Annotated in this window: 19 protein-coding genes and 2 tRNA genes; 10 read left to right on the top strand and 11 right to left on the bottom strand. The window is 74.5% G+C overall.

Annotation, left to right across the window (positions count from 1 at the left end; all coding sequences use genetic code 11):
• Positions 1-42: 42 nt before the first annotated feature.
• A complete protein-coding gene (locus tag ACFFKU_RS13375) occupies positions 43-561 on the bottom strand; it encodes a pyridoxamine 5'-phosphate oxidase family protein (protein ID WP_380138626.1) in 519 nt (172 codons plus the stop codon).
• A gap of 58 nt (positions 562-619) precedes the next feature.
• Here ACFFKU_RS13375 and dusB point away from each other — a divergent pair, with 58 nt between their 5' ends.
• Both dusB and ACFFKU_RS13365 read left to right on the top strand, forming a co-directional pair.
• Positions 620-1,798, top strand: coding sequence for a tRNA dihydrouridine synthase DusB (gene dusB, locus ACFFKU_RS13370; protein ID WP_380138624.1), 1,179 nt, complete (start codon positions 620-622; stop codon positions 1,796-1,798).
• On the top strand, positions 1,791-3,047 hold the full coding sequence (locus ACFFKU_RS13365) for a deoxyguanosinetriphosphate triphosphohydrolase (protein WP_380138623.1): 1,257 nt from the start codon (positions 1,791-1,793) through the stop codon (positions 3,045-3,047). The genes dusB and ACFFKU_RS13365 overlap by 8 nt, the downstream gene beginning before the upstream one ends.
• A 7-nt stretch (positions 3,048-3,054) precedes the next feature.
• On the opposite strand, the gene ACFFKU_RS13360 is transcribed toward ACFFKU_RS13365, so the two are convergent.
• From ACFFKU_RS13360 to ACFFKU_RS13350, 3 genes are all read right to left on the bottom strand, one after another.
• The gene (locus ACFFKU_RS13360; RefSeq protein WP_380138724.1) at positions 3,055-3,792 is read right to left on the bottom strand and encodes a DUF4190 domain-containing protein; all 738 of its coding nucleotides are present in this window, start codon (positions 3,790-3,792) and stop codon (positions 3,055-3,057) included.
• 73 nt (positions 3,793-3,865) lie between these two features.
• Positions 3,866-4,462 (bottom strand): CoA-binding protein, encoded by a 597-nt coding sequence (locus tag ACFFKU_RS13355; RefSeq protein WP_380138622.1) that lies wholly within the window; start codon positions 4,460-4,462, stop codon positions 3,866-3,868.
• Entirely contained in the window at positions 4,459-5,796 is a 1,338-nt protein-coding gene (locus ACFFKU_RS13350) for an O-acetylhomoserine aminocarboxypropyltransferase/cysteine synthase family protein (protein WP_380138621.1), read from the bottom strand. The genes ACFFKU_RS13355 and ACFFKU_RS13350 overlap by 4 nt, the downstream gene beginning before the upstream one ends.
• A 55-nt stretch (positions 5,797-5,851) precedes the next feature.
• Between ACFFKU_RS13350 and dnaG the strand changes: the two genes are divergently transcribed.
• From dnaG to ACFFKU_RS13335, 3 genes are all read left to right on the top strand, one after another.
• Positions 5,852-7,720, top strand: coding sequence for a DNA primase (gene dnaG / locus ACFFKU_RS13345; RefSeq protein WP_380138620.1), 1,869 nt, complete (start codon positions 5,852-5,854; stop codon positions 7,718-7,720).
• A gap of 130 nt (positions 7,721-7,850) precedes the next feature.
• A tRNA-Asn gene (locus tag ACFFKU_RS13340) sits at positions 7,851-7,923 on the top strand.
• A 59-nt stretch (positions 7,924-7,982) separates the two neighbouring features.
• Entirely contained in the window at positions 7,983-8,663 is a 681-nt protein-coding gene (locus ACFFKU_RS13335; RefSeq protein ID WP_380138618.1) for an HNH endonuclease family protein, read from the top strand.
• Here the strand turns inward: ACFFKU_RS13335 and ACFFKU_RS13330 are convergent.
• On the bottom strand, positions 8,590-9,753 hold the full coding sequence (locus ACFFKU_RS13330; protein WP_380138617.1) for a GGDEF domain-containing protein: 1,164 nt from the start codon (positions 9,751-9,753) through the stop codon (positions 8,590-8,592). The two genes, ACFFKU_RS13335 and ACFFKU_RS13330, sit on opposite strands and share 74 nt — an antisense overlap.
• 194 nt (positions 9,754-9,947) lie before the next feature.
• Between ACFFKU_RS13330 and ACFFKU_RS13325 the strand changes: the two genes are divergently transcribed.
• Positions 9,948-10,021: transfer RNA gene (locus ACFFKU_RS13325), tRNA-Ile, on the top strand.
• 51 nt (positions 10,022-10,072) lie between these two features.
• On the opposite strand, the gene ACFFKU_RS13320 is transcribed toward ACFFKU_RS13325, so the two are convergent.
• Both ACFFKU_RS13320 and ilvA read right to left on the bottom strand, forming a co-directional pair.
• Entirely contained in the window at positions 10,073-10,393 is a 321-nt protein-coding gene (locus ACFFKU_RS13320; protein WP_380138616.1) for a hypothetical protein, read from the bottom strand.
• A 162-nt stretch (positions 10,394-10,555) separates the two neighbouring features.
• Entirely contained in the window at positions 10,556-11,842 is a 1,287-nt protein-coding gene (ilvA, locus tag ACFFKU_RS13315) for a threonine ammonia-lyase IlvA (protein WP_380138615.1), read from the bottom strand.
• A gap of 174 nt (positions 11,843-12,016) precedes the next feature.
• Here ilvA and efeU point away from each other — a divergent pair, with 174 nt between their 5' ends.
• From efeU to efeB, 3 genes are all read left to right on the top strand, one after another.
• Positions 12,017-12,853, top strand: coding sequence for an iron uptake transporter permease EfeU (efeU, locus tag ACFFKU_RS13310; RefSeq protein ID WP_380138614.1), 837 nt, complete (start codon positions 12,017-12,019; stop codon positions 12,851-12,853).
• A 65-nt stretch (positions 12,854-12,918) separates the two neighbouring features.
• Positions 12,919-14,082, top strand: a complete 1,164-nt coding sequence (efeO, locus tag ACFFKU_RS13305) for an iron uptake system protein EfeO (RefSeq protein WP_380138613.1) — start codon at positions 12,919-12,921, stop codon at positions 14,080-14,082.
• A gap of 1 nt (position 14,083) precedes the next feature.
• Positions 14,084-15,343, top strand: a complete 1,260-nt coding sequence (gene efeB, locus ACFFKU_RS13300; RefSeq protein WP_380138612.1) for an iron uptake transporter deferrochelatase/peroxidase subunit — start codon at positions 14,084-14,086, stop codon at positions 15,341-15,343.
• A gap of 165 nt (positions 15,344-15,508) precedes the next feature.
• Here efeB and ACFFKU_RS13295 read toward each other — a convergent pair whose 3' ends face one another.
• Together ACFFKU_RS13295 and ACFFKU_RS13290 are read right to left on the bottom strand one after the other, a co-directional pair.
• On the bottom strand, positions 15,509-16,156 hold the full coding sequence (locus ACFFKU_RS13295; RefSeq protein ID WP_380138610.1) for a hypothetical protein: 648 nt from the start codon (positions 16,154-16,156) through the stop codon (positions 15,509-15,511).
• Between the two features lie 43 nt (positions 16,157-16,199).
• The gene (locus tag ACFFKU_RS13290; RefSeq protein ID WP_380138609.1) at positions 16,200-16,625 is read right to left on the bottom strand and encodes a hypothetical protein; all 426 of its coding nucleotides are present in this window, start codon (positions 16,623-16,625) and stop codon (positions 16,200-16,202) included.
• 301 nt (positions 16,626-16,926) lie between these two features.
• On the opposite strand from ACFFKU_RS13290, the gene ACFFKU_RS13285 reads away from it, so the two are divergent.
• Positions 16,927-17,439 carry a DUF3145 domain-containing protein gene (locus ACFFKU_RS13285; protein WP_380138608.1) on the top strand — a complete coding sequence of 171 codons (513 nt, stop codon included), beginning with the start codon at positions 16,927-16,929 and terminating at the stop codon, positions 17,437-17,439.
• Positions 17,440-17,533: 94 nt separating this feature from the next.
• Here ACFFKU_RS13285 and ACFFKU_RS13280 read toward each other — a convergent pair whose 3' ends face one another.
• Together ACFFKU_RS13280 and ACFFKU_RS13275 are read right to left on the bottom strand one after the other, a co-directional pair.
• The gene (locus tag ACFFKU_RS13280; protein WP_380138606.1) at positions 17,534-18,784 is read right to left on the bottom strand and encodes a beta-ketoacyl-[acyl-carrier-protein] synthase family protein; all 1,251 of its coding nucleotides are present in this window, start codon (positions 18,782-18,784) and stop codon (positions 17,534-17,536) included.
• Between the two features lie 124 nt (positions 18,785-18,908).
• The gene (locus ACFFKU_RS13275) at positions 18,909-19,154 is read right to left on the bottom strand and encodes an acyl carrier protein (RefSeq protein WP_380138605.1); all 246 of its coding nucleotides are present in this window, start codon (positions 19,152-19,154) and stop codon (positions 18,909-18,911) included.
• Positions 19,155-19,211 lie beyond the last annotated feature (57 nt).

Raw genomic sequence — 19,211 nt, 5'->3', positions numbered from 1 at the left:
CCCGGCCCTGACCCCTCGGCCCTGACCTCCCGGCGGGGGACCTCAGAGCTCGACGCGGGCGCTGTCCCCGACGTCGGGCTGACCGCCGGTGAGGATCGCCTTGGCGTACTTCACGGCGGCGACGACCTTGAGGTTCTCGGTGGTCCAGACCTCGGCCGAGTCCGCGTCGACGACCAGCAGGGCGACGCTCGGGTCCTCGCGGCCCTGGTCGAACCAGGCCTCGGCGTGGCGGTTCCACAGCTCGTCGATGAGGGCCGGGTCCTTGCTGATCGAGGCGTGGCCGGCGATCGAGACGTAGTTGCCCCCGCCCTCGGCCGCGACGTTCACATGGCTCTCGGCGCGGACCTGGGCGGTCTTGTCGCTCGGGTCCTGCGTGAAGAAGTACAGGTTGCCGTCGAACTCCTTGTCCAGCAGCGCCATCGGGCGGCTGAGCAGCGAACCGTCGGCGTCGGCCGTCGTGACGGTCGCGAAGCGGGCCTTGCTCAGGACGTCGACCACGGCCTTCAGCGCGGCCGGGTCCGACGGGGTGCTGGGCGTGCTGCTCGGGTGGATGTGATTCATGGTCCAGACGCTAGGACGGGCCGCGGGGACCCGCCCGCCGAGGCGTCACAATGGGGGGGTGAGTGCTCCCACCCCGACCCTGACGGCCCCCCCGCTCGTGGGGCCCCTGCGCATCGGGCCGCACGTCTCGCAGACCCCCGTCGTGCTGGCCCCGATGGCCGGCATCACCAACTCCGCCTTCCGTCGGCTGTGCCGCGAGCACGGGCGCGGCTTCTACGTCTCGGAGATGGTCACCTCGCGCGCGCTGGTCGAGCGCAGCCCCGAGTCCATGCGGCTGGTCGGCTTCGACGGGGACGAGCGTCCCCGCAGCCTGCAGCTCTACGGCGTGGACCCGGCGACCGTGGCCGCGGCCGTGCGGATGGTCGTCGCCGAGGACCTCGCCGACCACGTCGACCTCAACTTCGGCTGCCCGGTCCCCAAGGTGACCCGCAAGGGCGGGGGTGCCGCGCTGCCCTGGAAGGCCGACCTGTTCCGCCAGATCGTGCGGGGGGCGGTGCGCGAGGCCTCTCGCGGAGGCCTGCCGCTGACGGTCAAGATGCGCAAGGGCATCGACGACGACCACCTCACCTACCTGCAGGCCGGGCTGGCCGCCGAGCAGGAGGGGGCCGCCGCCGTGGCGCTGCACGGGCGGACCGCCGCGCAGCACTACTCCGGTCAGGCCGACTGGGAGGCCATCGCCCGGCTCAAGGAGACGGTCACCACCGTCCCGGTGCTCGGCAACGGCGACATCTTCTCGGCCGAGGACGCGCTGGAGATGGTCCGGCGCACCGGCTGCGACGGGGTCGTCGTCGGCCGCGGCTGCCTCGGGCGCCCCTGGTTGTTCGCCGACCTGGAGGCGGCGTTCGCCGGTCGTCCCGAGCGCCACCGCCCCGGCCTGCGGATCGTCGCCGCGACGATCCGCCGCCACGCCGAACTGCTCGCGGAGTTCTACGGCGACGAGCTGCGCGGGTGCCGCGACATCCGCAAGCACGTCGCCTGGTACTTCAAGGGCTACGTGGTCGGCGGGGACCTGCGGGCCCGGCTCGGGCTGGTGGAGTCGTTGGAGAACCTGGACGAGCTGATCGCGACCCTCGACCTCGACGCTCCCTACCCGGGGGCGCCCGCCGAGGGGTCGCGCGGTCGCGCAGGCTCCCCGCAGCGGGTGGCGCTGCCGGAGAACTGGCTGGACGACCAGCACCTCACCGGAGCCGCGGCCGAGACCATCCGCCAGGCCGAGCTAAGCGTCTCCGGTGGCTGAGCAGCATCCCGGTTACACCGAGCAGGACCTGCAGCGGTGGAGTCCGGAACCGCCGAAGACCCACGGCCGCACCGCGTTCGCGCGCGACCGGGCCCGGCTGCTGCACTCCTCGGCGCTGCGGCGCCTGGCGGCCAAGACGCAGGTCGTCGGGCCGGGCACGGACGACTTCACCCGCAACCGGCTCACCCACTCGCTCGAGGTGGCCCAGGTCGGTCGTGAGCTCGGGGCCGCGCTCGGCTGCGACCCCGACGTCGTCGACACCGCCTGCCTGGCCCACGACCTCGGGCACCCGCCGTTCGGGCACAACGGCGAACGGGCGCTGGCCGAGATCGCGGCCGGCGTCGGGGGGTTCGAGGGCAACGCGCAGACCCTGCGGTTGCTGACCCGGTTGGAACCCAAGAGTTCCGCGCCCGACGGTCGACCGGTGGGGCTGAACCTGACCCGCGCGAGCCTCGACGCCTCGACCAAGTACCCGTGGCTGGTCGGGGACGCGCCGCGCCCGACGTCGAAGTTCGGCGCCTACGCCGACGACGCCCCGGTCTTCGGCTGGTTGCGCACCGACGCCCCGGCCCACCGGCCCTGCGTCGAGGCCCAGGTCATGGACTTCGCCGACGACGTGGCCTACAGCGTCCACGACGTCGAGGACGCCGTGGTGGCGGGGTCGGTGCAGCTCGGGTGGCTGGCCGAGGGGGAGACCCGGCAGCGCGTGGCCGCCGTCGTCCGCGACTGGTACGTGCGGGACGCGACCGACGAGGAGGTCTCCGCCGCCCTGCAGCGCCTCGTCGCGCAGCCCTACTGGGCCGGGGAACGCTCCGGGGAGTCCCTCGGGTCGCGCCGGCACCTCGCAGCGCTCAAGGACATGACGTCGCAGCTCATCGGCCGCTTCGCGCACGCGGCCGAGAGCGCCACGCGGGCCGCGCACGGTGCGGGTCGCCTCACCCGCTACGGCGCCGACGTGGTCGTGCCGCGGGAGACGGCGCTGGAGGTCGCCGCCCTCAAGGGGGTCGCGGCCACGTTCGTCATGACCGCCCAGGAACGCCAGCCGTTCTACGCCCGGCAGCGGGAACTGCTGACCGAGTTGGCCGCGGCCCTGCTGCGAGGGGCCCCGGAGACGCTCGAACCGCTGTTCCGGGAGGATTTCGCGGCCGCGGTCGACGACGCGGCCCGGTTGCGCGTGGTCGTGGACCAGATCGCCTCGCTGACCGACCCCTCGGCGGTGCTGCTGCACCGCCGGCTCACGGGGACCTGAGCCCGGATCAGACCGTGCGCGAGGGGGTGCCGGGGGTCTGCAAGGTCCCCTCGGCCAGCGAACCCGTGAGCTGGGCGTCCGGGTCGTCCTCGTCCCAGGCGTAGACGAGGCACACCACCTGGCGGTCGCCGTCGGCCCACGTCTCCTCGCTCGGGACGTACCAGGAGAAGTCCACGGGGTCGGGGCTGAGCGAGGCCTTCTCGAGGGCCGCGAGCAGGTCGGCCCCGCAGCGGTCGTCGGCGTCGGTGGCGACCGACCCGTCCCCGGGGAAGGCGTCCTCCGCCCCGTCGGGGAGGTCGAACGTGGAGACGACCTCGTAGTCGTGGTTCTCGGCGCACGGCTCGACCTCGACCGTCGAGCCGAGCAGACCGGCGTCCTCGTCGAAGCAGTCACCCACCGCCAGGGAGTCCGCCCCCTGGACGGGGCCGTCGACGACGAAGCCGTCGTCGTCGGACAACTGCAGGGCCGCGGTGCCCGCGACGACCAGGACCACGGCGAGGACGAGCCCGGCCAGCACCTCGAGCACCCCGAGGACGAGGGCCGCGACGGCGAACCCTCGTCCGCCCCGGCCCGGGGAGCCGTCGGGCGCCCGGCCGGTGCGGGCGATCCCCACGGCCCCGAGGACGACGGCCGCGACCCCGAGCACCCCGAGCAGGGCGGCCACGAAACCCGCGATCGAGACGGGGTCGGTCTCGCGCGGGGCGGGCGCCGGCGGGGGAGCGGCCCAGGTGCGGGCGGGGTCCATCACCCTTCGATGATGCCGGTCGTCGGCCTCGGCGGGGCGGGGAGACACCGTGGCCCGTCCCGGGACCACCCGGTCAGCGGACGGTGTGCCGCCGGGAGGAGATGACGCCGGTGTCGAAACCGGCCATGTGCAACCCCCCGTGGAAGCGGGCGTGCTCGATCTTGAGGCAGCGGTTCATGACGACGTCGATCCCCGCCTCGTGCCCGCGGCGGGCCACCTCGTCGTCGGAGAGACCGAGCTGCAGCCACAGCACCGGTGAGCCGACGGCCAGCGTCGCGTCGAGGGCGGCGCCGAGGTCGGCCGGGCGGCGGAACACGTCCACGATGTCGGGGACCCCGGGCAGGGCGTCCAGGGAGGGGTAGCAGGGCCGCCCCAGGATCTCGGTCTCGTTCGGGTTCACGAACCAGACCTCGTAGTCGGAGGAGGAGAGCAGATACGTGGCCACGAAGTAGGACGCGCGCGACGACTTCGCCGAGGCCCCGAGGATCGCGACCGTCCGGGTGCGGCGCAGGATGCGCAGCCGCTGCGTCGGGGTGGGCGCGGCCCAGGCCGACGGCGGGGCGTCCTGGGAGCCCGTGCTCGGCGCCGCGGGCGGGTGCTCGACGGCGGCGGTCCCGACGTCCGGGACGGAGCCCAGGGTCGGGTCGGTGGGCCCGGACGGGGTGCTCACGACGCCACCTCCGTCGCCGCGGCCAGCGCCTGGTCGAGGTCCCAGAGGACGTCCTCGACGTCCTCCAGCCCGACGCTGATCCGGATGAGGTCGGCCGGGACGCCCGCCGCCTGCAACTGCTCCGGGGACAACTGCTGGTGGGTGGTCGAGGCGGGGTGCAGCACCAGGGTCCGCGCGTCACCGATGTTGGCGAGGTGCGAGAGCAGCTGGCAGTTCTCGATGAACCGTTCCCCGGCCGCACGCCCGCCGACGACCCCGAAGGAGAACACCGCCCCCGGACCCTCGGGCAGATACCGTTGTGCCAGAGCGTGACTCGGGTGCGACGGCAGCCCCGAGTAGCGGACCCAACCGACCCGCGGGTCCGATTCCAGCCACTCCGCGACGCGGCGTGCGTTCGCGACGTGCTCGCGCATCCGTTGGGGCAGCGTCTCCACGCCCATCAGCAGCAGGAAGGCCGAGTGCGGGGACAGGGTCGCGCCGACGTCGCGCAGCTGCTCCGAGCGCAGCTTCATGAGGAACCCGTACTCGGCGAAGTTCCCCCACCAGGACAGGCCCCCGTAGCTGGCCACCGGTTCGGTCATCGCCGGGAACTTCCCGTTGTCCCACGGGAACGTTCCGGCGTCGATCACGACCCCGCCCAGGGTGGTGCCGTGGCCGCCGAGGAACTTGGTGGCCGAGTGGATCACGATGTCGGCGCCGTGCTCGATCGGGCGGCAGAGGTAGGGGGTCGCGGTGGTCGCGTCGACGATCAGCGGGATCCCGGCGGCGTGGGCCACGTCGGCCAGCCCGCGGATGTCGACCACGAGCGTCGAGGGGTTGGCGACCACCTCGGTGAACACGAACCGGGTCTTCTCGGTGATCGCCGCCGCCACCGACTCCGGTGTCGGGTCGACGAACACCGTGTCGACCCCGAACCGGCGCAGGGTCACGTCGAGCTGCGTGACCGTGCCGCCGTAGAGGTTGTTGGAGGCGACCACGTGGTCGCCCGCGCCGGCCAGGGCGGCGAACGTCAGGAACTCCGCGGCCTGCCCCGATGCCGTCGCGACCGCGCCGAGACCGCCCTCCAGGGAGGCGAGCCGTTCCTCGAACGCCGCGATGGTCGGGTTGGAGATCCGGGAGTAGATGTTGCCGAACTTCTGCAGCGCGAACAGGTTCGCGGCGTCGGCGGCGTCCTCGAACACGAAACTCGTGGTCTGGAAGATCGGGACCGCACGGGCCCCCGTCGTCGGTTCGGGGACGGCTCCGGCGTGCACGGCCCGGGTGCGGAACCCCCAGGCCCGGTCCTCCTGGGTCGCGCCCCGCGCGGGGGCCGGCGTGCCGTGTTCGCTGTCCACAGCCCGATCCTGCCACCTGCGGGGGGCGGTCGCGGCACGCCATACAGTTGCCCCCGTGCCCCGCATCCACGACGACGACGTGCAGGCGGTGCGCGAGCGGGTCCGGGTCGACGAGGTGATCGGGGAGCAGGTCGCGCTGCGACCGGCCGGTATCGGCTCCCTCAAGGGGCTGTGCCCCTTCCACGACGAACGCACCCCCAGCTTCTCCGTCCGCCCCGCGCTCGGGCGCTGGCACTGCTTCGGCTGCGGCGAGCGCGGGGACGTCATCGACTTCGTGCAGCGCCTCGACGGGCTGGGCTTCGCCGACGCCGTGGAGCGCCTGGCCGCCCGGGCCGGGATGCAGCTGCGCTACGTCGACGACGGCGGCCGTCCCGGTCAGCGGCCGGACCCGGGGCGGGCCGGGCAGCGGCAACGGTTGACCGAGGCGCACCGCGTCGCCGCCGAGTACTTCGCCGAGCAGCTCGAAGGGCCGGGGGACGGGCCGGAGACCGCCCGGACCTTCCTGGCCGAGCGGGGTTTCTCCCGGGAGGACTGCGCCCGCTTCGGGGTCGGTTTCGCCCCCGCGGGCGGCGAGGCGCTCCTGCGCCACCTGCGCGGGCGGGGTTTCACCGAGGACGAGATCGTCACCGGCGGTCTGGCCGGACGCGGGCAGCGCGGCCTCTACGACCGGTTCCGGGGACGCCTGGTGTGGCCGATCCGGGACGTCTCGGGGGCGACCATCGCGTTCGGCGCGCGTCGACTCTTCGACGACGACCGCATCGAGGCCAAGTACGTCAACTCCCCCGAGACCCCGCTGTACAAGAAGTCGCAGGCCCTCTACGGCCTCGACCTCGCCAAGCGCGACATCGCCCGGCGGCGCCAGGTGGTCGTCGTCGAGGGCTACACCGACGTCATGGCCTGCCACGTCGCCGGGGTCTCCACCGCGGTCGCCACCTGCGGGACGGCCTTCGGGGAGGACCACGTCCGGATCGTGCGGCGGATGCTGGGCGACGCCGACGGCACCGCCGAGGTGGTCTTCACCTTCGACGGGGACGAGGCCGGGCAGAAGGCCGCGCTGCGCGCCTTCGAGCTGGAGGAGAAGTTCTCCGCGCAGACCTACGTCGCGGTCGAACCGAGCGGGCAGGACCCGTGCGACCTCCGCTTGTCCTCCGGGGACGCCGCCGTCGCCGCCCTCGTGGCCGGGCGGGTGCCCCTGTTCGAGTTCGCGATCCGCTCGACGCTCGACCGCTTCGACCTCGACAACGAGGCCGGTCGGCTCGCCGCGCTCGACGCGGCCGCCCCCATCGTCGCCAACATCCGCGACCGCGGGCTGCGCCACCGCTACGCCGTCAACCTCGACCGCTGGCTGGGCTTCCTGGACGAGCGCTTCGTCCTCGACCGCGTCCGGCGCCATTCCGGCGGTCGTGGGTCCGGCGCCCCCGAACCGGCCCGTCCCGCGACGCCCGCCCCCGAGCGGGACCCGGTGACGCTGCTGGAGCGAGGGGTCCTGGCCTGCGTGCTGCAGGCGCCCGCGGTCCTGGCCGACGACTTCGACGCCCTGGACCCCGACGCGTTCACCGCCCCCGGTCACCGGGCGGTCGCCGAGGCCGTCATCGCCGCCGGGGGACCCGCCGAGGCCCCGGTCGGCCCGGCCTGGGTCGCGACCGTCCTGGACTACTGCACCGGCCCCGTCCTGGCGCTGGCCCAGGAGCTGTCCATGGTGGAGCTGCCCGTGGGCACCGAGGAGGAGCTGGACCGCTGGGGCCGCTCGGCGCTCGCCGCCCTGGCCGGTCAGGCCGCGACCCGGGCCGTCGCCCAGGCCCGCCGGACCCTGCAGCGCCTCGACCCCCAGGCCCACGCCGAGGAGTACCGCGAGGCCTCCGCGGAACTGTTCCGGCTGGAGGCGCAGCGGCGGGAGTGGCAGCAGCGCGCCCGGGGCGGCTGACCGCGATCCCGATGGGGGACAGCGCTCCCCAGGACGTGGGGCCGGCGTCGGCGGCGCCACCCGCCTGGCACGACGTGGCGTCACGGGCTGGTACGGTTGAACCGCTGAACGGGGGAGACCCGCGGTTCGGTCCCGCCTAGCTCAATTGGCAGAGCAGCCGGCTGTTAACCGGCAGGTTACTGGTTCGAGTCCAGTGGCGGGAGCAAGAGACGAGGGGTGTGCGTGCAGACGCACACCCCTCGTCCGTTCCCGCGGAGGTGCTGTGAGCCGGGGCCTGTCGGCCGTCGCCGCCATCGTCGTCCCCCTCCTCGTGCTCGCAGTCCTCGCCCTGGTCTGGGTCGGGCGTGACGTCGCCGAGCCCGAGGTCGGGGTGCCCGCCGGGCCGGTCGGGACGGCGCTCGCCGAGCTGCCGGTGGCCCCCGCCGGGACGATGACGGGCTACTCCCGCTCCGCCTTCGGTCCGGCCTGGGCCGACGTGGACGACAACGGCTGCAGCACGCGGGAGGACGTCCTCGCGCGCGACCTGACCGGCATCGTCGTCGCGGACGACGGGTGCCGCGTCCTGTCGGGGACGCTGGCCGACCCCTACGGCGCGGGGACCGTCGACTTCGTCCGCGGGGTGGACACGTCGGCCGCCGTCCAGATCGACCACGTGGTGGCGCTGGCCGCGGCATGGCGCACCGGAGCCCGCGACTGGGACGCCGAGCGGCGGGAGCGGTTCGCCAACGACCCGTTGGAGCTGCTCGCGGTGGCCGGGGCGGAGAACCAGGCCAAGGGGGACGACGACGCCGCGGAGTGGTTGCCGGTCGAGGGGGCCTGCGCCTACGCGGCCCGTCAGGTGGCGGTCAAGTCGGAGTGGGGACTGTGGGTCACCCCGGACGAACGGGATGCGCTGGCCGCGGTGCTGACGGGGTGCCCGGGGCAGGAGCTCCCCCGTCGTTGAGGAGCGTGCCGGGCGGAGGCTCGGTGAGGGCGCGGTTGCGCCCGGACGACTTGGCGGTGAAGAGCAGTTCGTCGGCGCGGCGGAAGAGGTCGCGGAACAGCTCCTGGACGCTCTCGGTGCCCAGGGGCGGGCCCGAGGCCGCGCCGACGCTGACCGTGACGGCCGGTCGGGTACGGGTCGCGGGGAGGTCGGCGACGGCGGCCCGGAGCCGCTCGGCGAGGGGGGCCAGACCCTCGGCCGGCAGGGCGGCCACCAGCAACAGTTCCTCGCCCCCCATGCGGACGCAGAGGTCCCCGGGCCGGCTGACCTGGCGCACGGTCTTCGCCGCGAGGGTGAGGACCTCGTCGCCGACCGTGTGCCCGAACCGGTCGTTGACCTGCTTGAAGTGGTCGAGGTCGCAGAGCAGGACCGCCACGTCCTCACCGGCCCGGCGGGCCCGCTCGTGCAGGCCCGGAAGCTCGTGGGCCAGGCCGCGCCGGTTCAGCAACCCGGTGAGCGGGTCGTGCCGGGCGGCCCGGTCGGCCTCGGCCTGGGTGCTGCGCAGCTGACGCAGGAGCAGGACGAAGCCGCCGAAGAGGAGCCCGGTCACGGTCAGCGCGCAGAGACCGCGGACGACCAGGGTCTCCAGGTCGCCCGGCGGGCGGCAGGCGATGCTCAGCGTGCCGACGCTGCTGGCGAGCCAGCAGGCGAGGACGTTGCGGCCCCGGCCCGCGAACATCGCCACGTAGACCGGTCCGACCAGCAGACTCATCGCGGCGTACTGCCGGATCTGCGGGTCGGCGACGCAGAGCCCGGCGGCGACCAGCGCCGCGGTCACGTACCACCCCCACCAGGAGGGGGCACCGCCGTCGCGGGTCGGCAGGCAGACCGCGGCGAACGCGACGGGACTGGCGAGGACGGCCACGGCCAGCAGCACGGCGGGCCCGGCCGGGGTGAGGACGTCGGGTGTGGCCAGGGCGACGATCGGGAAGACGGTGCCGGACAGCGTCGCACCGGTGAGGGCGAAGCGGCGTCCGGCGTCGAGCCCGCGGAGCCGGTGCCACCACGACACGAGCCGGGCGCGGGCTCGCTGTCGTCGTTGCTCGGTCACGGTGTCAGCGTCCTTCCGGTGCCCGGCCGGTCGGCCGGTGGAAGGAACATCGACCGTCGGCGTCCCCGGCCTGAGCCCGGACTCCCCGATCGGAGCAGTGGGCCGGGGGGCCGCGGTCGCAGACCCCCCGCCTCCGCCTCGGGCGGGGACGGGCGAGGGCCGGGATAGGCTGCGCGGGCGCCGATCCGGCGCGCGGGGCGGTAGCTCAGTCGGTCAGAGCAGGGGACTCATAATCCCTGGGTCGTGGGTTCGAGCCCCACCCGCCCCACCGTCCTCGGGTGCTCGCCCGGGGTGGGCGTCGTCACCCGGACGCGGGAGCTCAGTCGCGGTCGACCGAGAGTCCCGCCCGGCAGTCCTCGACGATCTGCTCGGGCGAGGGCGAGTCCTCCAGCAGGTCGCGGACCGCGTCGGGGTCGAGGAGGTCGAGGCGGGCGAGGGTCCAGAGCGTCTCCTCCAAGGACTTGCGCCGGCCGAGCGCACCGCCGGCCCCGTTGCGGCGGCGCTGCTGCTGCTCGTCGACGGCCGGGAGGAGCAGGTGGGCCAGACGGCCGATCTCCTGCGGTCGGAACTCGGTGGGGGCGCCGACGGGGACCTCCGCCGGTCCGGACTCCTCGGGGTGGCTCGCTGCCTCGTGCTGCATGGTTCTCCGGCCTTCCGCGTCGGGCCCCGCGCCCGGTCACGCCTCACCCCGAAGCATCGACCCCCGCCCACGCCCGCCCCAGCCGTGATCACCCGTCCGGAGCAGGAGGACCGCCCGCTCGGGCCCCGGCGGCGGCCCCACGGGAGCCCCGACCAGGACGGTCTAGACCAGGAAGCGGTACAGCCGGTCGCCCGCGTCGATCCGTTCGAAGGTCGGCGGGGCCGCGCTCATCCGGGCCAGCAGGTCGGGCAGGTCGGCGGAGCTGGACAGCTCGATGCCCACCAGGGCCGGGCCGGTCTCCCGGTTGGACCGCTTGACGTACTCGAAGAGGGTGATGTCGTCGTCCGGGCCGAGCACCTCGTCGAGGAAGCGGCGCAGCGCGCCGGGCTCCTGCGGGAAGTCGACGAGGAAGTAGTGCTTGCGGCCCTCGTGGACGAGGGCGCGCTCGACCACCTCGGCGTAGCGGCTCACGTCGTTGTTGCCGCCGGAGACGATGGTCAGCACGCGAGACCCGGGGGCCAGGTCGAGGTAGTCCAGCGCGGCCGGGGCCAGCGCACCCGCGGGCTCGGCGATGATCCCGTCGGTCTGGTACATCGCCAGCATCTCCACGCAGACCCGCCCCTCGGGGACGAGCACCACGTCGACGTCGGCGTCGGCGACGGCCGCAAAGGTGTGGTCGCCGACCCGGCGCACGGCGGCGCCGTCGACGAAGGAGTCCACCCGTTCGAGCATGACCGGGTGCCCCACGGCCATGGCCGCGGTGAGGGAGGCCGCCCCGGCCGGTTCGGCCCCGACGACGCGGACGGAGGGATGGCGCTCGCGCAGCCAGGAGAGCATCCCGGCGAGCAACCCGCCCCCGCCGACCGGCGCCACGACCACGTCGGGCAGACCGCCGTCGGGCAGGGCGAGCAGCTGGGCGACGGCCTCGACCGCGACGGTGCCCTGGCCGGCGATGGTCCGCGGGTCGTCGAACGCGGGCACCAGGGTGGCGCCGGAGTCGTGCGAGAAGGCGGTGGCGGCGGCGGACGCGTCGTCGTAGGTGTCCCCGTCGACGATCGTCTCGACGAACGTCCCGCCCAGGCTGGCGATGCGGTCGCGCTTCTGCCGCGGCGTGGTGCGGGGCAGGTGGATGCGTCCCCGGACGCCGAGCGCGGCGCAGGCCGAGGCGACCCCCTGGGCGTGGTTGCCGGCGCTCGCGCAGACGACGCCGCGGGCCCGTTCGTCGTCGGAGAGCTGGGCGATGAGGTTGTAGGCGCCGCGCACCTTGTACGAGCGGACCGTCTGCAGGTCCTCGCGCTTGACGTAGACCTGCGCCCCGGTGGCCTCGGAGAGCCGTCGGTTCAGCTCGACGGGCGTGGTGGCGACGACACCGGTGAGGCGGGCGGCGGCGGCCTCGACGTCGGCGGCCCGCACGGGCGTGAGCGCGGTCGGGCTCGAGAGGGACGTCATGCCCTGATCCTCCCGCGTCCGCGCCGGTGGACGAAATCGCCCCCGGTCCAAGGAAGTTCCCAGCGTGGCTGTGATCCTCGGCACAGATCACCATCGGAGGCTTGAGGTCAGGCAAGGCGGGCCTATCCTCGGTGAGCCTCACCTCACCAGGGTGGGCCGACGAAAGAAGGATCCGTGCTCGCCACCTTCCTCATCGGGCTCCGCGAGGGCCTGGAGGCCGCGCTCGTCGTCGGCATCATCGCCGCCTTCCTGGCCGGCCGCGGTCGGCCCGAGGCCCTGCGTCAGGTCCGGGTCGGCGTGCTCGCCGCGGTCGTCCTGTGCGTCGGCGCGGCCGTCGCGCTGCAGGCCGCCTCAGCCTCGCTGCCCCAGCGCGAGCAGGAGCAGCTCGAGACCGTCATCGGACTCGTCGCCGTCGCGATGGTCACCTACATGATCCTCTGGATGCGGCGGCACGCTCGCAGCCTGCGCGGCGACCTGGAACGCGCCGCCGACGCGGCCCTGGACCGCGGTTCCGCCGGCGCGTTGGTGGCCATGGCCTTCCTCGCCGTGCTGCGCGAGGGGCTGGAGACGTCGGTCTTCCTGCTCGCGACCGTGCAGGCCGCCGGGACCGGCGCGGTCCAGGGCGTCCTCGGGGCGGTCCTCGGGATCGCCGTCGCCGTCGCCCTCGGCTACGGCATCTACCGCGGCGGCGTCCGGCTCGACCTGCGCCGTCTCTTCGGCGTGACGTCCGTCCTGCTCGTGGTCGTCGCCGCGGGCCTGCTGATGTCGGCCGCGCACACCGCCCACGAGGCCGGCTGGCTGCTGGCCGGGCAGGAGCAGGCGCTGGACCTGCGGGCGCTCGTCACGCCGGGCACCGTGCACGGCGCCCTGCTGCAGGGGCTGCTCGGCTGGCAGCCCCGCCCCACGGTCGCCGAGGTCGTGGCGTTCCTCGTCTACGCCGTGCCGATGCTCGCGGTCGTCCTGCTCGCCCCGCGGCGTTCCCGACCGGCGCCGGCCCCCGTGACCGCCTGACCCTTGGCCGTCTGACCCCCTCCGTCCTCGGCCCCGGCCGACCCCTGTCCTCGAAGGGCTCCTCCATGTCTGCTCGCCCCCGGTCGCTGCGCACCGCCCTGCTCGGCCCGGCCCTGCTGCTCGGCCCGACCCTGCTGCTGAGCGCCTGCTCCGCCACGTCGTCGGCCGACCCGACCGCCCCGTCCGCCGGGGGACCGGGCTCGGTCGCGGTGACGCTCACCGACGACGGCTGCACCCCGGAGCCGAGCACCGTCCCCGCCGGGTCGGTGACCTTCACGGTCACCAACAGCGACGCGACCGCGGTCACCGAGGCCGAGCTGGTCAATGCGGGCGGGCGGATCCTCGGGGAGCGGGAGAACCTCACCCCCGGCCTCTCCGCGTCGTTCTCCCTGGACCTCCCGGCCGGCACCTACTCGATGCAATGCCCCAACGCCGCCACCGAGAGCACCCCGTTCACGGTCACCGGGGCCGCGCCGACCGCGACCGCCGACCCGCTCTTCGCCACCGCGACCGAGGGGTACGCGACCTACGTCAAGGAGCAGGTCGCGCAGCTCGTCACCGCGACGACGGCGTTCACGGCCGCGGTCGAGGCCGGGGACGTGGAGCGGGCCAAGGCCCTCTACGGCCCGGCCCGTCTGCCCTACGAACGGATCGAACCCGTGGCCGAGAGCTTCGGCGACCTCGACCCGGCCATCGACGCGCGGATCGCCGACGTCGAGGACCCCACCACCTGGACCGGGTTCCACCGCATCGAGAAGGGGCTCTGGGTCGACGGCTCGACCGACGGACTGGCCCCGGTCGCCCAGCAGCTGATGGGCGACGTCACCCGGCTCGACTCGCTCGTGCAGACCACGACCTACCAGCCGGCCGAGCTCGCCAACGGCGCCAGCGCCCTGCTCGACGAGGTCGCCGCGAGCAAGGTCACGGGGGAGGAGGAGGCCTACTCCCACCTGGACCTGCTCGACTTCGCCGCCAACGTCGAGGGGGCCCAGAAGGCCTTCGAGCTGCTGGTCCCCGCCCTGCAGCAGACCGACCCGGACCTGGTGACGACCGTCCAGGCGCGCTTCACCGACGTCGGGACCGCCCTGCAGCCCTACCGTCGCGGCGACTCCTGGGCGCCCTACACCGAGCTGACCCCCGAGCAGGTGCGGGCCCTGGCCACCGCCGTCGACGCGCTGGCCGAACCGCTCTCCACGGTGTCCGGCAAGATCGTCGGCTCGGCGTCCTGAGATGGCCGGACCCCGTCGTCGTGACCTGATCGCCGGCCTCGGCGTCGTCGGGGCGGGTGCCCTCGCCGCGGGCGGGGTCGCCCTCGCCGGGGGCGAGCGACCCACCCGGACCGCCCGCAGCGACCGGGTCCCCTTCGACGGGCCCCACCAGGCCGGCATCGTCACCCCGGCCCAGGACCAGCTCGTCTTCGCCGCGATCGACGTCACGACCACCGACGCCTCGGCGCTCGCCGACGTGCTCTCGCGGTGGACGACGGCGGTCCGCTCGATGGTCGAGGGCGTCCCCGTCGGAGGCGGCGAGGGCGGGCTGGCGGGTGCGGTCGGTCAGCCGCCGGCGGACACGGGGGAGGCCTACGAGCTGCCCGCGGCCAACCTCACGGTGACCCTCGGCTACGGCCCCTCGTTGTTCGACGGGCGCTTCGGGCTGCAGGACAAGCGTCCGGCCGTGCTGGAGGAGCTGCCCGCGCTGCCCGGCGAGCAGCTCGACCCGTCCCGCTGCGGCGGTGACCTGGCCCTGCAGGCCTGCGCCGACGACCCCCAGGTCGCCTTCCACGCCGTCCGCAACCTGCTGCGGATCGGCCGCGGCGTCGTGGCGCTGCGCTGGATGCAGCTCGGCTTCGGCCGCACCTCGAGCACGGCCGAGGCCCAGACCACGCCGCGCAACCTGATGGGCTTCAAGGACGGGACGGCCAACCTGCGGGCCGAGGACTCCGCCTCGCTGGGGCGCTGGGTCTTCGTCGGCGGGGCCGGGGCGCCCGAGCCCGACCAGGAGTGGATGCGCGGGGGCAGCTACCTCGTGGCCCGGCGCATCCGCATGCTCGTGGAGAGCTGGGACCGCGCCTCGCTGGGGGAGCAGGAACGGGTCGTCGGGCGCACCAAGGTGAGCGGGGCGCCGCTCTCGGCCCCGCACGGCAGCGAGTTCGCCGCCCTGGACCTGGCGGCGACGGACGCGGCGGGGAAGCCGGCGATCGACCTCGCCGCCCACGTCCGGCTGGCCGCCCCGGAGACCAACGGCGGTCAGCGACTGCTGCGGCGCGGTTACTCCTACACCGACGGGATGGACCCGGTGACCGGGCAGCTCGACGCGGGGCTGTTCTTCCTCGCCTACGCCAACGACCCGGACGGCTTCGTCCGGATCCAGCGACGGCTGGGGGCCCACGACGGGCTGACCGAGTACCTGAAGCACACCGGCTCGGCGGTGTTCGCCGTCCCGCCGGGGACCGCCCCGGGCGAGGACTGGGGCGCGAGCCTCTTCGCCTGAGGAGGACGTCTGGCGCGCCGGACCGGGAAGCGCCTCACGGCGCACGGCCGCTCGTAGCGGCTTATTTTGGGACCCGGGGCTACCACGGCCCGGCGCCCCTCCATTGTAAAACTCGTGGTGCGATCCGTCAGCCCCGGGCCGCGCCCGTCCGTCCGATCGGGTCGGTCAACGGTTGAGTTCCCCTGCGCGCCAACGGTTCGCGACCGTCTCCAACTGCTCGGCGGTCCGTACCAGGCGCGCCGCCGACAGGGTGAGCGCCGGCCCGGCCGCGGGGTCCACGCGGGGATCGTCGGCGGTGTGCGCCCGGCCGACGGCGACGATGCGGCAGAACGCGGCGGCCCGGTCCAGCGTGACGGCGAAGTCGCCGGTCGAGACGCCGGTGAGCACGGCGTCGAGGACCGCGGCCACCTCCTCGGGGCCCGGCGGGTCGGCGACCCCGGCGACGACCTCGAGGACGGGGGCGAAGCGGCGTCCCTCGGCGAACTGCCGGGCCACCGACACCCGGGAGCGCTGGACCCAGGTGCGCAGGACGTAGAGGCGCCAGAGGGCGCCGGCCAGGGAGTCGGCCGGGGCGTCGGCCCAGAGCTCGGCGAGCACCTCGAGGCCCTCGTCCTGGGCCAGGGTCACGACGCGGGCGGTGACCGCCGGGTCGGCCGCGGCCCGGGAGCCGTGCACGAGGGCCGAGGCGGCCGCGTGGGCCGCCTCCTGGACGGCGGAGGGGTCGACACCCCCGGCGATCGCGACGATCGCCTGGTCGCCGGGGAGGGCGGGGCGGTGATGGCGGCGGAGAGGGCCGCGGTCGGGCTGGGCCACCGGACGATCCTGCCTCAGCCGTGGCGGGTCTGCCGCCCGCGGGTCAGAAGCGGAACGGCTGGGGCGTGGCGCCCATGACCGTGCGGGGGCAGTCGGCCAGGCGCAGCCCGCCGTGCCCGAGGGCCTCGTCGCACAGGGTCTCGACGGTCCAGCCCAGCTGGGCGCCGAACGCGGTCACGGTCACGCGGTAGACGGTGATCTCGTAGCGGGTCGGGGTGCCGTAGGCGACGTGGATGCGCCCGATGAGCTCGGCCCCGGCCAGGTTCTCGGTGCCGTTCCACGGGCGGTCCCACCGGCTCCAGAGGCTCGGCCCGGCCTGCCAGACCCCGCCGTGCTGCACGTCGCGCAGGGCCAGCTCGACGAGGATCGAGCGGGCCGACTCCTCGGGGACGATGGCGGCCGGTCGCACGACCTCGGTGATCTCCCCGGGGGCGGGGCGAGCCGGGTTCGGGTTCCGCAGATCCGTCACGGGGGGTCCTTCCTGGGCGAGCCGCGGGTCGGGCGGGGGAGCGAGGGTGGGGCGTGAGGCCGGGAGGGCGTCACCCCGCCCTATCGGCGTCCGGGACCCCGGAGTTGAGCGGGACGCCCGGGTGAGGGGACGGATCGGGGGGACGGGTGGTGCGCCGAGCGGCGCGTGGGGCATGATGGGCCCAGCGTGTCGGCGACGGCGCGTCAGCAAGCGGTGACACCATGTCACCGGCGGTCAGATCCGCTGCGGGTACGAGGTCGTTGGGGAAGACGTCCCTCGAACCGATGCAGAGGAGAACGGCATGTCCGGTGCGATCACGCGCGGTGTGCTCTTCGTGCACGCCGCACCGCGAGCGCTGTGCCCTCACGTCGAGTGGGCGGTCGGCGCTCTCCTCGGCGTGCGCGCGTCCTTCGACTGGACGGGCCAGCCGGTGGCTCCCGGCTGCCTGCGCACGGAGTACTCCTGGCAGGCTCCGCAGGGCACGGGCGCCCGGCTCGCCTCGGCGCTGCGCGGGTGGAACCACCTCCGCTACGAGGTCACCGAGGAACCGAGCAGCGGCGTCGACGGCGGCCGTTGGAGCCACACCCCCGCGCTCGGCATCTTCCACACGACCGTCGACGTCCACGGCAACGCGATGGTCAACGAGGAGCGCGTGCGGGGCGCCCTGGAGCTGCTGCAGGCGCCGGGGGCCGACGTCGCCGCCGCCCGCCGCGCCCTGTCCCTGGCCCTGGGCGAGGCGTGGGACTGCGAGCTGGAGGCGTTCCGGCACGCCGGTGAGGACACCCCCGTGCGCTGGCTGCACCAGGTCGGCTGAACCGGCTCGCCCGGAGCGCCCCGGCACACCCCGGACGCACGACGGCCCGGCTCCCTCGGGGGAGCCGGGCCGTCGTGGCGTCGTGGGCGGGCGGTCAGACCGTGCCGAAGACCAGGCTGACGTTGTGCCCGCCGAAGCCGAAGGCGTTGTTCAGCCCGATGAGCCGGCCCTCGCCGGGCAACGACCGGGACTCCTTGCGGACCACGTCGAGGTTGACCTCGGGGTCGAGGTCCTCGACGTTGATCGTGGGCGGGGCGAGGCGGTCGCGCAGGGCCAGGATCGTCAGGATCGACTCGACCGCGCCCGCGGCCCCCAGCAGGTGCCCGGTCATGGACTTGGTCGCCGAGACCGCGATCTGGTCGATGGCCCCGCCCAGGGCCAGGTTGAGGCCCTTGACCTCGGCCACGTCCCCGACCGGGGTCGAGGTGGCGTGGGCGTTGATGTGATGGATGTCCGAGGCGGTGATGCCGGCGTCGCCCAGGGCGTCGCCGACCGCGCGGCTCACGCCCATCCCGGCCGGTTCCGGCGCGGCGATGTGGTGGGCGTCGGCGGACAGGCCCACCCCGAGCAGCTCGGCGTGGATGCGCGCTCCCCGGGCCCGGGCGTGCTCCTCGGACTCCAGCACCACGACCCCGGCGCCCTCGCCGAGCACGAAACCGTCGCGCTGGGTGTCGAAGGGCCGCGAGGCGTGCGCCGGGTCGTCGTTGCGGGTCGACATGGCGTGCATCGCGGCGAAGGCTGCGATGGGCAGCGGGTGGATGGCCGCCTCGGTGCCGCCGGCGATGACCACGTCGGCGCGACCCGAGCGGATCATCTCGGCCCCGTAGGCCAGCGCCTCCGCGCCCGACGCGCACGCGCTGACCGGGGTGTGGGCCCCCGCGCCCGCCTTGAACTCCAGGCTGACCGCCGCCGTCGAGCTGTTGGCCATGAGCATGGGGACGGTGAGCGGGAGGACCCGTCGCGGGCCCTTCTCCTTCAGCGTGTCCCAGGCGTTGAGCAGGGTCCAGATGCCCCCGATGCCGGTCGCCAGCACCGATCCGAGCCGCACCGGGTCGACCTCGGGGCGGCCCGCGTCGGCCCACGCCTCGCGCGCCGCGATCACCGAGAACTGGGCCGAGGGGTCCAGCCGCTTGGTCTCGGGTCGGGTCAGCACGTCGGCACTGGGCACCGCCGCCTGCGCGGCGAAGGTGATGGGGAGTTCGTGCTCCGTGGTCCAGGGCGCGACGATCGGCCGGGCGCCGGAGCGTCCGGCCAGGGCGGCGTCCCAGGTGGAGGCGACGTCGCCACCGAGCGGGGTCGTCGCGCCCATCCCGGTGACGACGACGCGGCGAGCGGTCGAGGTCATGGTGGTCAGCTCCTTCTGCAGCGGGGTGACCCGCTGCGTCGGCCTCGGGAGGCCTGCAGGTGGGGTGGTGCCCCGGCGGTCCCGGGTCGGGACCGCCGGAGCACGGTGACTCGAGGAGTCGGGGTCAGGCCTGGGCCTGCGAGATGTAGGCCACGGCGTCACCGACGGTGCGGAGGTTTTTGACGTCCTCGTCGGGGATGCGGACCGAGAACTTCTCCTCGGCGTTCACCACGATGGTCATCATCGACAGCGAGTCGATGTCCAGGTCGTCGGTGAAGGACTTGTCGGCCTGCACGCTGTCGGTGGGCAGGCCCGTCTCCTCGTTCACGATCTCGGCGAGACCGCTGAGGATCTCCTGCTCACTGGCCATGTGTGGCTCCTTCGTCGTCGGAGGCGGGAAGCCGCCTCATCGGCCCGGCCACGGAAT

The sequence above is a fragment of the Kineococcus gynurae genome, from assembly GCF_042433995.1.
In the GTDB taxonomy this organism is placed as follows: domain Bacteria; phylum Actinomycetota; class Actinomycetes; order Actinomycetales; family Kineococcaceae; genus Kineococcus; species Kineococcus gynurae.
The sequence above is the reverse complement of the archived record's forward strand: the minus strand, read 5'-3'. Positions and strand labels throughout refer to the sequence as shown.